Source organism: Paraburkholderia susongensis, from assembly GCF_900177725.1.
GTDB lineage: Bacteria > Pseudomonadota > Gammaproteobacteria > Burkholderiales > Burkholderiaceae > Paraburkholderia > Paraburkholderia susongensis.
Genome location: NZ_FXAT01000011.1, coordinates 131,365 through 146,784 on the forward strand (window position 1 = coordinate 131,365; position 15,420 = coordinate 146,784).

Consider the following 15,420-nt stretch of genomic DNA (forward strand, 5'->3'; position numbering starts at 1 on the left):
AACCGCAAACGGATAGTGCTGCTGCATCAAGCACTTGGGCGGACTATGAGACGGTTGTCCACAAGCTTGCCAACAAATTGTGTGGAGAACTGGAGATTGAACGCGTAGTACCTCGTGCGCTGCCCTTGCCACCCAGTTTTTCAGCATGACCGGCCACGCGGCGCCACAGGCTGCCTACGCTTGAACCGCAAGCGGATATTGCCGCTGCTTCAATGACTTGGATTGCCTATGAGAAGGTTGTCCACAGCCTTGCCAACATTTTAGGTGGACAAGTTCCGGCGTCTGCGCGCGGGCGATGTGCAGTGTGTTGCGTGCTGCCACCGTACTGCCAGGCGTCTGCACACCGAAGCAGTGGAACCCGCAACACTTTCGACGCCTCAGGCCTTCAACGCAGAAGCCGCCACGGCTTCCGCCTGCGACTGCACCTGCAAAACCGCATCGCGCTTATCGAGCAGATGCTGCCTGAGAATCGCGCTGAGCTTCTTGCCATCGCGCGCCTCGAGCGCCTTCAGCATCTCATCGTGATCGTGAATCGCGCTGTCCCACTTCGGCGTCTGATAGTTCGAGCGGAACCGCAGCGCCTGCAGGCGCCGGTTGATCGATATATACGTCTGCCGCAGCGCTGAATTTCTCGCCGCCTCGTTGATCTTGTCGTGGATCGCCTGGTTGCGGCTGTAGTAGCCGGGCAGATCGTTCTGCGCGCGGCACGCGAGCATCGCGTAATGGAGCGCCTTGATCTCGGCCAGTTCGGCGGCGGTGATCCGCTCGGCCGCGAGTTCGCCGGAAAACGCTTCGAGGCCGCTCATCAGCTCGAAGGTCTCGCGCACTTCCGCCTCCGACATCTTCGACACCGACGCGCCGCGGTTCGGCGAAATCTCGATCAGCCCTTCGGCGGCCAGCACCTTGAGCGCCTCGCGCAACGGCGTGCGCGAAATGCCGAGCGTTTCGCACAGCTCGCGCTCGTTCAGTTTCTTGCCGGGCTCCAGCACCCCCTCGACGATAAAGCGGCGGATGTGCTCCACCACCGTGTCGTGCAGCCGCTGCCGCTCGACCTTCGGCATCAGCGGGGCAGCGGCGACTCCTGCATCGAAATCCGAATTTTGCATACAAAAACCCTTGGTTCAACGTTAAATGGGATTCTATCGGAAGAGCGAAAATTAGTTAATAAACCGGGTAAACCCAGGCGCCAGAACGCTTAATTGTCCTTTGGAACGTCGCAGTTCGTCTGATATAGTTTTTTGAATGCAAAATTCAATCGGAGAAGCCCGATGCTCAAGCTGGATTTCCACCTCGCTGGCCGTCACTTCCTGCAGATTCCAGGGCCGAGTCCGGTGCCCGACCGGATCCTCCGCGCGATCAGCTATCCGACCATCGATCATCGCGGCCCCGAGTTCGGCGAACTCGGCCTCAAGGTGCTCGCCGGCATCAAGCAGATCTTCAAAACGCAGCAGCCGGTGGTGATTTATCCGGCGTCCGGCACGGGCGCGTGGGAAGCGGCGCTGTCCAATACGCTGAGTCCCGGCGACGCGGTGCTGATGTTCGAGACCGGCCACTTCGCGACGCTGTGGAAAAAGATGGCGGAAAAGCTCGGGCTCAAGCCCGAATTCCTGGGGCTGCCAGGCATCGAGGGCTGGCGGCGCGGCGTGCAGCCGCAGATGATCGAGGAGCGTCTGCGCGCCGACACGCAGCACGCGATCAAGGCGGTCTGCGTCGTGCACAACGAAACGTCCACGGGCGTCACCTCCGACATCGCCGCGGTGCGCCGCGCGATCGACGCCGCAGGTCATCCGGCGCTGCTGCTCGTCGACACGATCTCGGGCCTCGCGTGCGCCGATTACCGTCACGACGAATGGGGCGTCGACGTGAGCGTATCGGGCTCGCAGAAAGGTTTGATGCTGCCGCCGGGCATCAGCTTCAACGCGATTTCGCCGAAAGCGATGGCCGCGAACCAGCACGCAAAGCTGCCGCGCAGCTTCTGGGACTGGACGGAAATCGTCGAGATGAACAAGAGCGGTTACTGGCCGTACACGCCGAACACGAACCTGCTGTACGGACTCTCCGAAGCGCTCGACATGATTCTCGGCGAAGGGCTCGACAAAGTATTCGCGCGTCACGAGCGTCTTGCCGAAGCGACGCGCCGCGCGGTGCGCGCGTGGGGCCTCGAAATCCAGTGCGCCGATCCCTCCGTGTATAGCCCGGTGCTGACCGGCGTGATGACGCCCGAGGGCGTCGATGCCGATGCAGTACGCAAGCTCATCTACGAACGTTTCGACATGTCGCTCGGCACGGGCCTCGGCAAGGTGAAGGGTCGCATGTTCCGCATCGGCCATCTCGGCGATTGCAACGACCTGACATTGCTCGCAACGCTCGCCGGTTGCGAGATGGGTCTGCGGCTTGCGGGTGTGCCGCTCAGGGAAAGCGGCATGCCGGCTGCCATGGAGTGGTTGAGCGAAGCGCCGAAAACGCTGGGGTCGAAAGCGGCCTGAGCGACATGCAACGCGTCCACAGCGGCCGTTGCCGATAACGGGCGACAGCGGGCGACGACGAAGCGCGCCACTTCAGGCGCGCCGTCGACACATGCCATGGAGAGAGACGATGAAGCGGTTTCGTTTGACCAGTGCGACCCGTATCGTTCTAGTGATGCTATGCGTCATGTACTTCATCACCTACCTCGACCGCGTGAACGTCAGTACCGCGGCGGCGGGCTTCGGCAAGGAGTTCAATCTCACGCATACGCAGGTGGGCCTCGTGTTCTCGGCTTTCGCGTATCCGTATCTGCTGTTTCAGGTGATCGGCGGCTGGGTCAGCGACCGCTTCGGCGCGAAGCGCACGCTGCTGTTCTGCGGCGCGATCTGGGGGCTTGCCACCGTGTTCACGGGGTTCGCGGGCGGACTTGCTTCGCTGCTCGTCGCGCGCCTCGTGCTCGGTTTCGGCGAAGGCGCGACGTTCCCCGCCGCGACGTCCGCGATGTCGCGCTGGGTCGCGAAAGAGAAGCGCGGCTTCGCGCAGGGCATCACGCACGCGGCGTCGCGTGTCGGCAATGCGGTCGCGCCGGCGCTCATCGTGCTCGTGATGGCGACCTGGGGCTGGCGCGAATCGTTCTATATCTGCGGCGCGCTGAGCCTGGTGTGGGTCGTCGTGTGGGCGGTCACGTTCACCGAACATCCGAAAGATCATCCGCGCATCACGCCTGAGGAGCTCGCCGTGCTGCCGGCGCCGAAGCCGAAGGTCACGGGCCTGCCGTGGGGCAAGCTGTTTCGCCGCATGACGCCGGTCACGATCGTGTACTTCTGTTACGGCTGGACGCTGTGGCTGTTCCTGAGCTGGATACCGCTGTACTTCCTGCACAACCATCATCTGCAACTGCAGAAGTCGGCGATCTTCGCTTCCGTCGTGTTCTTCGCCGGCGTGATCGGCGACACGCTCGGCGGCCTCGTGACCGACGCGATCTTCAAGCGCACCGGCAGCCTCAAGCGCGCGCGCAGCTGGATGGTGTCGGTGTGCATGCTGTTCTGCCTGCTGTCGCTGATCCCGCTGATGTTCACGCACAACCTGGCGCTGTCGATCGCGTGTCTCGCATCGGGCTTCTTCTTCGCCGAAATGACGATCGGCCCGATGTGGGCGATCCCGATGGACATCGCCCCGGAATTCTCCGGTACCGCGAGCGGCATGATGAACACGGGCTCGGCGCTCGCCGCGATCATCTCGCCGGTGATGGGCGGCTTCCTGATCGACTACTTCGGCAATTGGGATTTGCCGTTCGTCGGCAGCATGTTGCTGATGGGCGTCGGGGTCGTGCTCGCGTTCCGCATGCAGCCGGAAAGCCGCTTCGAACTGGGCGCGTCGGAGAAGGCGCAGGTTTCCACGCGCATGGGCACATAAAACATGGCTTCATTCATATCCCCCAGACCGACGATATGACGAACCCCACTGCCAACGTACTCGTCAAGCCGATCCATCTGGTCCCGTCCGCCGCACGCATGACGAGTCCGCTCGCACAGCATCTGCGCAAATCGCTGCGCGGCGACGTGCTCTTCGACATCGCGAGCCGCGGCCGTTACGCGACCGATGCGTCGATCTATCAGATCATGCCGGTCGGCGTCGTGGTGCCGCGCGATCAGGACGATCTGCGCATCGCGCTCGACATCGCGCGTAGCGAGAAGGTGCCGCTGCTCGCGCGCGGTGCGGGTACGAGCCAGTGCGGGCAGACGGTCGGCGAAGCGCTCGTGGTCGACACGAGCAAGTGGCTCAACAACATCGTCGCGTTCGATGCCGTCGCACGCACGGTCACGGTCGAGCCCGGCGTCGTGCTCGATCATCTGAACGCGTGGTTGAAGCCGCATGGCCTGTGGTTTCCGGTGGACGTATCGACGGCCGCGCAATGCACGATCGGCGGCATGGCAGGCAACAACTCGTGCGGCTCGCGCTCGATCGAGTACGGCAACATGGTGCACAACGTCGAGGCGATCGACGCGATTCTCGCCGATGGCAGCGAAGCGCGCTTCGCATCGCTGCGCGAGCCGCCGCAAGGCGAGCGCTTGCAGCGGATCATCGCGGACGTCACGCGGATCGCGCAGCGCGAGCGCGACGAGATCGTCGAGCGCGTGCCGAAGGTACTGCGCCGCGTGGCGGGCTACAACATCGACCTGTTCGATTGCCAGAATCCGCGTGCCTATACCGATGACGGCAGCGCCAACCTCGCGCATCTGCTGGTCGGCTCGGAAGGTACGCTCGCGTTCAGCCGGCAGATCACGCTGAAGCTCGCGCCGCTGCCCGCGTACAAGACGCTCGGCGTCGTCAACTTTCCGACGTTCCGGCAATCGATGGCGCTCACACAGCACATCGTCAGGCTCAAGCCGGTCGCGGTCGAGCTCGTCGACCGCACGATGATCGATCTCGCGTTGAGCAATCCGGCGTTTCGTCCGGTAATCGCGAAAGCGCTGGTCGGCGAGCCGCAGGCGATTCTGCTCGTCGAGTTCGCGGGCGAGGACCGCGCCGCGCAGCTCGCATCACTTCGTCAGCTTACCGAACTGATGAGCGATCTCGGCTTGCCTGATTCGGTCGTCGAAATGCCGGACGCGAACGAGCAGAAAGCGCTGTGGGAAGTCCGCAAGGCCGGGCTCAACATCATGATGAGCATGAAGGGCGACGGCAAGCCCGTTTCCTTCATCGAGGATTGCGCCGTGCCGCTCGAACATCTGGCCGATTACACGAGCCGGCTCACCGAGGTGTTTCACCGCCACGGCACCGAAGGTACGTGGTACGCGCATGCGAGCGTCGGCACGCTGCATGTGCGGCCGATTCTCGACATGCGCCGCGATGGCGCGATCAGGATGCGTGCGATCGCCGAGGAAGCGGCGGCGCTCGTGCGTGAGTACAAGGGCGCGTATTCGGGCGAACACGGTGATGGCCTGTGCCGTGGCGAATGGGTCGCGTGGCAATACGGGCCGCGCCTGAACCAGGCGTTCGGCGAGATCAAGGCGCTGTTCGATCCGGACAACCGCTTCAATCCCGACAAGATCGTGCGTCCGCCGAAGATGGACGACGCGCGCAATTTCCGCTTCGCGCCGGGCTACAGGGAGCAGCGGCTCGACACGGTGCTCGACTGGTCGGCGTGGAACGTCGAGCGCGATCCGCTGACGGGCGTGGAAAGCGCGCCGGGCAGCGGCGGCGATCTGAGCGGCGGTCTCGCGAAAGCGGTCGAGATGTGCAACAACAACGGCCACTGCCGCAAGTTCGATGCGGGCACGATGTGTCCGAGCTATCGCGTGACAAAGGACGAGCAGCACCTCACACGCGGGCGCGCCAATACGTTGCGGCTCGCGATCTCAGGGCAGCTCGGCGAAAGCGGCCTCGCGAGCGACGACGTCAAGGAGACGCTCGACCTCTGCGTATCGTGCAAGGGCTGCAAGCGCGATTGCCCGACCGGCGTCGACATGGCGAAGTTCAAGATCGAGGCGCGGGCGGCGCGCATGAAGCGGCATGGTCTGCGTCTGCGCGACAGGCTCGTCGCTTTCATGCCGCGCTATGCGGGCGCGGCGAGCCGCATGCCGGGGTTGCTCGCGCTGGCGGACAACGTGCCGGTGCTGTCGGCGTGGTTCAAGCGCTCGGTCGGCTTCGCGACACAGCGCAGTTTGCCGCGCTTCAGGAAGCCGTTTCTCGCCGATGCGCTGTCCCGCGAGCAGAGCGGCATGGTAGGCAGCGGGGTGAGCCGCAATGCGAGCGCCGGGCCCGCACGCAACGCGGCGCAAGAACCTACGCGAAAGCCCACGCTAAAAGAAGTCCTGCTCTTCGTCGACACCTTCAACAATCACATCGAGCCCGATAACGCGCGCGCCGCGCAGCAGGTGCTCGAAGCCGCGGGCTACACGGTGCATTTCAATGCGCGCGAGGGCGAACGCCCCGTATGTTGCGGACGCACGTTTCTCGCCGCGGGTCTTGTCGATGAAGCGAAGCAGGAAGCACGGCGCATGCTCGATCTGTTCAGGCCATTCGTCGAGCGTGGCGTGCCGGTCGTGGGGCTGGAGCCATCGTGTCTGCTGTCGTTGCGCGACGAGTTCCTGCAGTACGGTTTCGGCGACGAAGCGCGGCGGCTTTCGCAGCACGCATTTCTGTTCGAGGAGTTTCTGGTGCGCGAGGAAAAGGCCGGACGTTTGCAGCTTGCGTTGAAGCCTCTGCCGATGCGGCAGGCGCTCGTGCACGGCCACTGCCATCAGAAAGCGTTCGATGCGTTCACGCCGGTGCAGACCGTGCTGAAGTGGATTCCGGAGTTGGCGGTGTCGACGGTCGAATCGTCGTGCTGCGGCATGGCCGGCAGCTTCGGCTACGAAGCCGAGCACTATGCGACGTCGCAGGCGATGGCCGAACTGTCGCTGCTGCCCGCGGTGCGCAAGGTCGACAGCGCTACCGTGGTGGTCGCCGACGGCACCAGTTGCCGGCATCAGATTCACGATGGCGCGGGCGTCGAGGCGATCCACGTCGCGCGCGTGCTGGCGATGGCGCTGCGATGATGATGTGGATCAAACGCCGACAACCTGCCGATACGCACTCGGCGTCACCCCCGCGCTCTCGCGAAAGCGGTGGCTAAAGTGGCTCGCATTCGCATAACCGCACTGCTCGGCGATCTGCGCGAGCGGCAATGCGGTGGTGCGCAATAGCATGCGCGCCCGCTCGAGCCGCTGCTGCGCGATCCACGCGGCAGGCGGCAGGCCGAACGACTCGCGGAACATGCGCGCAAGATGAAACTCCGAGAGCGCCGCAACGCCCGACAGCTCGCCGAGCGTAAGCGGCTGCGCGAGATGGTTGTCGATGTAGTCGCGCAGTCGCCGGCGCGTCGCGACCGACAGGCCGCCCTTCGGCGATACGCCGGCGCGCCGCACGCCTTGTCCACGCAACAGTTGGCTCAGCACTTCGTGCGCGGTCTCGTTGGTGCGCAGGAGGCCGTCGGGGCTCTGCCAGTCTTCGTTGACGAGCGATTGGCATAGCGTCGCGAGATGCGGGTCTTCGAAATAGGTGCGGTCGGCGAGCGTCAGTTCGCGCGGCTCGCGGTCGAGTTCCCGCACCGCGCGCCGCGTGAAGTGCTCGGGCAGGAAGTACAGGTGCATGAAGTGCATGTGACCGCGCACCCACCAGCGCGATTCGTGATCTCCAGGCAGCGCGCACAGCCGCGACGGCGCACCGTAGTGGCCCGGCATCTTCTGGCGCTCGGTGCGGTAGCCGCCGTCCAGATAGCACGACAGCGTGTGATGGCCGGGCTGCTCGTAGACGGTCTCGGCTTCTTTCGTGTCGCGCGTCCAGACGGCGATCGCGAGTCCGTCGCCGAGCCACGCGAAGCGGTCCAGGTTCGCGTTGGCGCTGGCGAGCGTGTGACAGACCGACTGCAAACCGAAGGGCGTTTCGGCAGCGGATATCACGGGGGCGGACGGGCTGGCGTTCACGGCGGCGAGCGGACGATTTCCGATGAATGATCGAGCGCCCAGTATACGGCGAGCCTCGCCTGGCGGTGCATCGGCGCGAAAAAGTGCGCAATCCTGGACAAGCGCGGGCGGCGGCGCGGCGGCATAGTCGGGTTCCGTCCCTGTTGCTTGTTACCGGCGCTCGTCGTTGCTGAGCGAGATTGCCGCCTGAGGCCCGACCATGAATCTTCTGCTCTATGTTTCCACCGTGCTGATCTGGGGCACGACGTGGATCGCGATCAAATGGCAACTCGGCGCGGTGCCGCCGCCCGTGTCGATTGCGTGGCGCTTCGGAATCGCGGCGCTCCTGCTGTTCGCGCTGCTGCGCATCATGCGCCGGCCGATCTGGCCGCCGCGTGCAGCGTGGCGCTTCCTCGCCGCGCAGGGCCTCGCGCTTTTCTGCCTCAATTTCCTGTGCTTTTACTACGCCGAGCAGATCGTGCCGAGCGGCCTCGTGGCGGTGGTGTTTTCGACCGCACCGCTGCTGAACTCGATCAATGGGCGGCTGTTCATGGGCCGGCCGCTGCAACCGACGGCGATAGCGGGCGCGTTGCTCGGGCTCGTCGGTATCGTTTGTCTGTTCGTTCAGCAGATGGCCGGGCATCTCGGCGATCACACCGCGTGGCTCGGTCTCGGCGTCGCGTTTCTCGGCACGATGTGCTTTTCGGCCGGCAATCTGCTGTCGAGCCGCATGCAGTCGATGGGTTTGCATCCGTTCGCGACCAATAGCTGGGCCATGCTGATCGGTGCCGCCATCCTGACGATCGGCAGCATGCTCGCCGGCTACTCGTTCGCGCTCGATCTTTCGCCGCGCTATCTCGGCGCGCTCGCCTATCTCGCGGTGTTCGGCTCGGTGATCGGCTTTACCGCGTATCTGATGCTGGTCGGACGCATGGGACCGGAGCGCGCCGCTTACTGCACGGTGCTGTTTCCAATCGTCGCGCTGGCGGCGTCGACGGTCTTCGAGGGCTACCGGTGGTCCGCGCTCGCGGTGGTTGGACTGCTGCTCGTGGTAGCCGGCAATCTGGTCGCGTTCGACCTGACGCGGCGGATTTTCGTGCGGCGTGCGGTGACGGGTTCATGAGGACGGCTGCGACGTGATCGCTCAAGGTGAGTATTTACGGGGGCGGAGAAACCGGCTGAATTGACGGCAGGTGAGTGTTTCCGGGAGCCGGCTTTTATCGGTTCCGATATCGGCGTATTAATGCATCGAATACGCATGCTGGCGAAGCACGCGAGAACGGCGAGTACGTCGTGCTGCTCGAAGACGACGCGCGCGCGAAGATCCTCATGTATCGCTGGACGCCTTGATGCGGATCGCACTCGCGCCGAACACGAATGGACGGCGGCGCATGATCGGTATATAACAACGTGACAGGCTGGTCCACCGATGCATTAACAGGAGCGATGTTTCATCATGACGCAAGATGTTTCTCCCAAGCCGCCCGCTGACGATCGTCCCGAGATGGAGCACCTCGACGCGGCGCTCAGCCACGTCGATCAGCAGGTGTCGTCCGGCAATATTGCATCGGGCGCGGCGAAGGGTATTGTCTACAGTCTGATCGAAACGCTCGGCGCGTTGGTCGGCGATCCCGATCTGCCCGAGCATGCGCGTTCGGGTTACGAAGGACTGCTGGAAGCCGCGCGCGAGTTGCGCTCAAAGCTGGACCGTTGAGTGGGCAGGATAGGCCGCTGAAGCGCGTGTTTGCGGCGGCGCTGCGTGGGCGGCGCTGTCTACGGAAAAAAGCGCACTGTGTGATTCACAGTGCGCTTTTTTCATGGTCTTTGCGATGGCTATGGCGATCGCATTGCTGGCCGCCGGTATCGTCGTGGTACTGCTCACGCGCCCAGCGCCACCACTTCCCCGTTGAATGCCGCCAGCAATTGATGAATCTGCGCGACGACGGCCGCGCCTTCCCCGACCGCCGCGGCCACCCGTTTCGTCGATCCCGCGCGCGCGTCGCCGATCGCGTACACGCCTTCGACCGTGGTCGCGAGATCGCAGGCCGCGGCCGAGCCGTCCGCGCCGATGCCGGTCAGCACGAAGCCCTTCGCGTCGAGTTGCACGCCGCAGGTGCGCAGCCATTCGGTGTTCGGGTCCGCGCCGGTGAAGAGGAACAGATGCCGCGTGTCGAAGTGATCGACGCCATCGGATAGCGGCTTTTTCAGCGCGACCGAGACCAGTCCGTCTTCATCGCCTTCGAGCCGTCCGACTTCCGAATGCGGATGCACGAACACGTTCGGCAGCGAGCGGATCCGGTCGATCAGATAGCGCGACATCGTCGCTTCGAAACCGCTGCGGCGGATCAGCACGTGAACCTTCTCCGCATGCGTCGCCAGATAGACGATGGCCTGGCCGGCCGAATTGCCGCCGCCCACGAGCACGACTTCCTGGCGCTTGCACAGCTTCGCTTCGACCGGCGACGCCCAGTAGTAGACGCCGCGCCCGTCGAAGCGCTCGAGCCCTTCGAGCGCGGGCCGCCGGTACACCGCGCCGCTCGCGATCACGATCGCATGCGCGCTGATGTGGCCGCCGCACTTCAGTTCGAGCCGGTACGGCGACTGCCCGCACTGCAGCGCCTTCACGTGGACCGGAATCGCGACGTGCGCGCCGAACTTCTGCGCCTGCACGAACGCGCGGCCCGCGAGCGCCTGGCCGGAGATGCCGGTCGGAAAGCCGAGGTAGTTTTCGATGCGCGAACTAGCGCCCGCCTGGCCGCCCGGGGCGCGGCTGTCGAGCACGATCACCGAGAGGCCTTCGGAGGCCGCGTATACCGCGGCGGCGAGGCCCGCCGGTCCGGCGCCGACGATCGCGACGTCGTAGACGTGCGAGTCGTCGAGATCGGGCAGGAGGCCGAGGCAGGTCGCAAGTTCCGGCGTACTCGGATGACGCAGCACGGAGCCGTCCGGGCAGATCACGAGCGGCATGTCCTCGCGCCGCGCGGCGAATTGTTCGATGAGGCGCAGCGCGTCTTCGTCGCGTTCGTCGATCACGGAATGCGGATGGCCGTTGCGCGACAGGAAGCCTTGCAGCATCACGAGCCGCGCGTCGCTGCTGTTGCCGATCAGGATCGGGCCGCCCGCGCCCTTTTCGATCAGCGATACGCGCCGCAGGATCAGCGCGCGCATGATGCGCTCGCCGAGTTCGGCCTCGGCGACGATCAGCGCACGCAGCCGGTCAGGCGGAATCAGCAGCGCCTGAACTGCGCCGATCGCCATGCCGTTTACTAGCGCGGGCCGCCCCGACAGTTGCCCGACCTCGGCCAGAAAATGTCCCGCGCCGTGCTCGCCGATCAGGACCTCGCGGCCGATGCCATCGCGCTGATAAACCTTCACGCGTCCTTCGAGCAGCACGAACATGCCGGGGCCGGGATGGCCGGTCTCGAACAGCAATTCGCCGGAGCGCCAGTGGCCGACCTCGCCGAAGCGGCGCAGCCGGCCGATTTCCGCGCAGGTGAGCGCGGGGAACATCTGATGCATGCGCGTCGAGAGCGACGAAAACGGCGCGTCGGCGACGACTCCCTGCTGGCCTTCCACCTCTTGAGTCGAAACGTCCTGAGTCGAAAGCATTGAACCGCTCCTTCGGTGTTCACTTGAACGATTGAACGGGGGTGCGAAACGGTGCGGCGCGGCGCGCGAGCGCGCGCTCAGGCGGACGCCGCCGCGCTATACGGCTTTGGGCGCGATGTCGTCGACCGCGACTTCCGGCGGCGACGCCTCGGGCAGCGCGTCTACCGGCTTGCCCGAGTCGCGCCAGGCTTCCATGCCGCCGCGCAGCGGCAGCACGTCGGAGAAGCCGGCCTCGTTCAATTGCTTCGCCATCCATGCCGCGGAAATCTCGTTCGGGCAGGAACAGTAGATCACGAGTTTCTGATCGTGCGGATAGGTGGCGACGATGCTGTCGAGTTGCCGTTCGTCGGCGAATTGCGCGCCTGGAATCACGAACGGATCGAGCTTGCGTTTTTCCTGCGAACGGATGTCGAACAAGACCGGCGGCTTGCCGGCCGCGAACAGCTTCGCGAGTTCGTTGACCTCGATACGCGCGGATGCGAGCTTCGAGATCAGCTGACGGCGCCGGATCCACCGGTACGCCGCGTACAACAGCAGCAGCGCGACGACGACGACGGCCGCGGTGCGGCCGAGCCGCCCGGCGATCGCGAACAGCATGTCGATCTGCCGCGCGAACAGCGCGCCGATGATGAGGCCGGTACCCGACCAGAGCGCGGCGCCGATGCTGTCATAGGTGAGGAAGGTGCGGTAGCGGGTGCGCATGGCGCCGGCCATCGGAATCGACACGATCGACAGGCCCGGCACGAACTTCGCGACGGCCAGCACGCGTACGCCCCAGCGGCCGAAAAAGCGCTCGGTTTTCTTCACGCAGGTGTCACGGGAAAGCGATAGCCGGCAGATCGTTTTCAGCGTATTGCCGCCGTAGATGCGGCCGGCGAGATACCACGCGCTGTCGCCGATCAGCGTAGCGAAGATCGATAGCACGAGAACGGGCAGCAACTGCGTGCCGACCGAGCCGGGGTGCATCGCCGCCATCGCGCCGAACAGTACGAGCGACGGCATCGCCGGCACCGGCAACCCGAGCGCGGCGGCCAGCACGTTGACGAATACGAGCGCGGGGCCGTATTGCTCGACGAGGTCATGTAGCATCGGTTTACATCCATGCCCTTGCGGGCGCAGCACGGTTAGGAGAGCAAAGGGGGATGCAAGGATTATGGACGCATTTTCGAGACGTGCAAACGGCCTGAAAATCTGCCCGCCACGCGGGCGTTGAAAGCGCTGTCACGCGGTGCCGAAGGCGACGCAGGCAGGTTCGGCCGTGAGCGTAAAAAAGCGCGCAAACGCGTGGAAAAGCGCACGGAAAAGTGCGGATTGGCCGCCTCGCCGGAACAAGGAAAGCGGATCGGCGCTCGCAGGGGCGGTAAGCGCGAACAATGCCGCATACCCGCGTCTATGCTCAGCGAGCGAGACGGGCAAGGCACGCGGCGATCACGCTCCCGCGTCTCGCAGCATGCCAAATGTCACTGACGATGATTGTGCTGCTCACCCGGCAATTCGGCGCCGTGCGCGCGGATCGCGGCAATCAGTTCGGCGGGCGTGATTTCGTAGCGCACTTCGCGATGTATGCCCGGCTTGCGCTCATCGACCTCGATCAGCAGGATGCCTTTGCCGTCATCTGTCGATTCGAGGCGCAGCGAGCGGAGTTCGCGCGCCGTTGCGTCGTCGTATTCGGTGAGCAGGGCCATTGACCCGGAGGACCCGGTGATGCGCATCGAAGTTGTCCTTCTTCCGTTGTTGATCGAATCATTGTACGAACGGGAGCGCGCCGTCTGCCGCGCCGCCGTGCCTGGCTTTCTCTGTAACGCCCGGGTTTTACTTGAGTGTGACGCCGCCAGTATGGTCACTCCCGGAGCGTGGCAATCAGTTTAACGCGACTCCCCGCCATAACGGACGCATTTTTCAGGCCGCCTTGGCGACGCGATGTGTGTTCACGATTGTCATGCGGGCGACGTACGAGTGACGTACGAAAGACGTGCGGGCGGGTCGGGCGGACGTGGATCGCTTTGCGTCAGGAGGCGGCACAAGAGGCGGCACAGCGCGTCGCATTTCACCCACATGCAGAACGGCCGCGCAAAAAATGGCCCATCCGGATAAGTGGACGGGCCATCAAACGCCGTTGTTACTCGGGTCAGCCTGCCCTTGCAACGATTGGGCGCTGACACTCTCATCCTCTTGCTTCAATAGCGGCTTGTCGAGGTGGGAGTAATGCCGATTTATCAGACCAATACAGCGGAGCCGGTAAAAAACACCGGCGCCCGAGGGGCAATGCAAAACGGCGTATGCCGCTGCCTCGCCACGCGTTCCGCTCAAACCAGTCCGGTCGCGTAATACACCGAGATCACGAAGAACACCGCGAGCGTCTTGATGACCGTGACCGCGAAGATGTCGCGATACGACTGGCGGTGCGTCAATCCAGTCACCGCCAGCAACGTAATCACCGCACCGTTGTGCGGCAGCGTATCCATGCCGCCGCTCGCCATGGCAACCACGCGATGCAGCACCTCGAGCGGAATATGCGCGGCTTCCGCGCCCTTGATGAAGACGTCCGACATGGCCGCGAGCGCGATGCTCATGCCGCCCGACGCCGAACCCGTAATGCCCGCGAGCGTGCTGACCGAAACGGCCGCATTGACGAGCGGATTGGGAATGCTCTTCAGCGCGTTGCCGACCACGAGGAAGCCCGGCAGCGCGGCGATCACGCCGCCGAAGCCGTATTCCGACGCGGTATTCAGCGACGCGAGCAGCGCGCCTGCGACCGCCGCCTTCGTGCCGACCGCGAAGCGCTGGCTCACGCGGCCGAACGCCGTTACGACGACCATCACGATGCCGAGCAGCAGCGCGCCCTGCACAGCCCAGATCGCGACCACGGCCTTGACGGTCGTTTCGACCGGCGCATGCAGGCCCGGCAGGATGTCCGGCGTGATCGTGTAGGTCGGACCGTACCAGACCGGAATCCAGCGGGTCAGCAGGAAGTTCGCGACGCCGACCACGACGAGCGGCGCGACCGCGAGCAGCGGGTGCGGCAGCTGCTTCGATTCGACGCGCTCCGGCTCGTTGACGAGCTCGGTGCCATAGCCCTCGCCGGTCGCCATCGCGGCGCGGCGGCGCCATTCCAGATACGACAGGCCGACCACGATGATGAACAGCGAGCCGATCACGCCGAGCGTCGGCGCGGCCCACGAGGTCGTCTTGAAGAACGTGGTCGGGATGATGTTCTGGATCTGCGGCGTGCCGGGCAGCGAATCCATCGTGAACGAGAACGCGCCGAGCGCGATCGCGCCCGGCATCAGGCGCTTCGGAATGTTGCTCTGGCGGTACAGTTCGGCGGCGAACGGATAGACCGCGAACACCACCACGAACAGCGACACGCCACCGTAGGTGAGCAGCGCGCACACCGCGACGATCACCGCATTCGCGCGCGAGCGGCCGATATAGCGGATCGCCGCGGCCACGATCGATTCCGAGAAGCCCGACAGCTCGATGACCTTGCCGAATACGGCGCCGAGCAGGAACACCGGGAAGTAGAGCTTCACGAAGCCGACCATCTTGTCCATGAAGATGCTCGTGAACACCGGCGCGACGGCGGCCGGTTCGGTCAGCAGGACGGCGGCGAGCGCGGCAATCGGCGCGAACAGGATGACGCTGTAGCCGCGGTACGCGGCGAACATCAGGAACGCCAGCGCGGCGAGGACGATGACAAAGGACATTGGGTCTCCAAAACTTGGTTGTTCTGCATATGTGCCGCCTTGGCGAAGCGACGGTGCGGGGCGGGCAGAACGCAGGTTCCATGCCACACCGGTCGCCACGGCGCTGAAAGCGCCGCAAGTGCCGATGGCGCAAGCCTAACGCTCGCGTCGGCGTCGCAAGGCCGCGCGGCCGATTGTACCGAAACGTC

11 protein-coding genes are annotated in these 15,420 nt (G+C 64.7%); 5 read left to right on the forward strand and 6 right to left on the reverse strand.

The features are described 5' to 3' along the window. Window positions 1–377 precede the first annotated feature (377 nt). On the reverse strand, window positions 378–1,106 hold the full coding sequence (locus B9Z01_RS26620; RefSeq protein WP_085488540.1) for a GntR family transcriptional regulator: 729 nt from the start codon (window positions 1,104–1,106) through the stop codon (window positions 378–380). Between the two features lie 162 nt (window positions 1,107–1,268). Between B9Z01_RS26620 and B9Z01_RS26625 the strand changes: the two genes are divergently transcribed. From B9Z01_RS26625 to B9Z01_RS26635, 3 genes are all read left to right on the forward strand, one after another. Next, window positions 1,269–2,486, forward strand: a complete 1,218-nt coding sequence (locus B9Z01_RS26625) for a pyridoxal-phosphate-dependent aminotransferase family protein (protein WP_085488541.1) — start codon at window positions 1,269–1,271, stop codon at window positions 2,484–2,486. A 109-nt stretch (window positions 2,487–2,595) separates the two neighbouring features. Continuing rightward, window positions 2,596–3,882, forward strand: a complete 1,287-nt coding sequence (locus B9Z01_RS26630; protein WP_085488542.1) for an MFS transporter — start codon at window positions 2,596–2,598, stop codon at window positions 3,880–3,882. A gap of 35 nt (window positions 3,883–3,917) precedes the next feature. Continuing rightward, window positions 3,918–7,010 (forward strand): FAD-binding and (Fe-S)-binding domain-containing protein, encoded by a 3,093-nt coding sequence (locus tag B9Z01_RS26635; protein ID WP_085488543.1) that lies wholly within the window; start codon window positions 3,918–3,920, stop codon window positions 7,008–7,010. Window positions 7,011–7,019: 9 nt separating this feature from the next. On the opposite strand, the gene B9Z01_RS26640 is transcribed toward B9Z01_RS26635, so the two are convergent. Beyond that, entirely contained in the window at window positions 7,020–7,937 is a 918-nt protein-coding gene (locus tag B9Z01_RS26640; RefSeq protein ID WP_085488544.1) for an AraC family transcriptional regulator, read from the reverse strand. 199 nt (window positions 7,938–8,136) lie between these two features. Between B9Z01_RS26640 and B9Z01_RS26645 the strand changes: the two genes are divergently transcribed. Both B9Z01_RS26645 and B9Z01_RS26650 read left to right on the forward strand, forming a co-directional pair. After that, window positions 8,137–9,039 (forward strand): DMT family transporter, encoded by a 903-nt coding sequence (locus B9Z01_RS26645; protein WP_085488545.1) that lies wholly within the window; start codon window positions 8,137–8,139, stop codon window positions 9,037–9,039. Between the two features lie 333 nt (window positions 9,040–9,372). Beyond that, the gene (locus tag B9Z01_RS26650) at window positions 9,373–9,630 is read left to right on the forward strand and encodes a hypothetical protein (RefSeq protein ID WP_085488546.1); all 258 of its coding nucleotides are present in this window, start codon (window positions 9,373–9,375) and stop codon (window positions 9,628–9,630) included. Between the two features lie 164 nt (window positions 9,631–9,794). On the opposite strand, the gene B9Z01_RS26655 is transcribed toward B9Z01_RS26650, so the two are convergent. The 4 genes from B9Z01_RS26655 to B9Z01_RS26670 form a co-directional block, all read right to left on the reverse strand. Next, on the reverse strand, window positions 9,795–11,525 hold the full coding sequence (locus B9Z01_RS26655) for an FAD-dependent oxidoreductase (RefSeq protein WP_085488547.1): 1,731 nt from the start codon (window positions 11,523–11,525) through the stop codon (window positions 9,795–9,797). Window positions 11,526–11,621: 96 nt separating this feature from the next. After that, complete coding sequence (locus B9Z01_RS26660; protein WP_085488548.1) at window positions 11,622–12,614, reverse strand: DedA family protein/thiosulfate sulfurtransferase GlpE; 993 nt, start codon at window positions 12,612–12,614, stop codon at window positions 11,622–11,624. 371 nt (window positions 12,615–12,985) lie between these two features. Further along, entirely contained in the window at window positions 12,986–13,237 is a 252-nt protein-coding gene (locus B9Z01_RS26665; RefSeq protein WP_027195395.1) for a hypothetical protein, read from the reverse strand. Between the two features lie 594 nt (window positions 13,238–13,831). After that, window positions 13,832–15,232 carry a GntP family permease gene (locus B9Z01_RS26670; RefSeq protein ID WP_085488549.1) on the reverse strand — a complete coding sequence of 467 codons (1,401 nt, stop codon included), beginning with the start codon at window positions 15,230–15,232 and terminating at the stop codon, window positions 13,832–13,834. Between the last annotated feature and the right edge of the window lie 188 nt (window positions 15,233–15,420).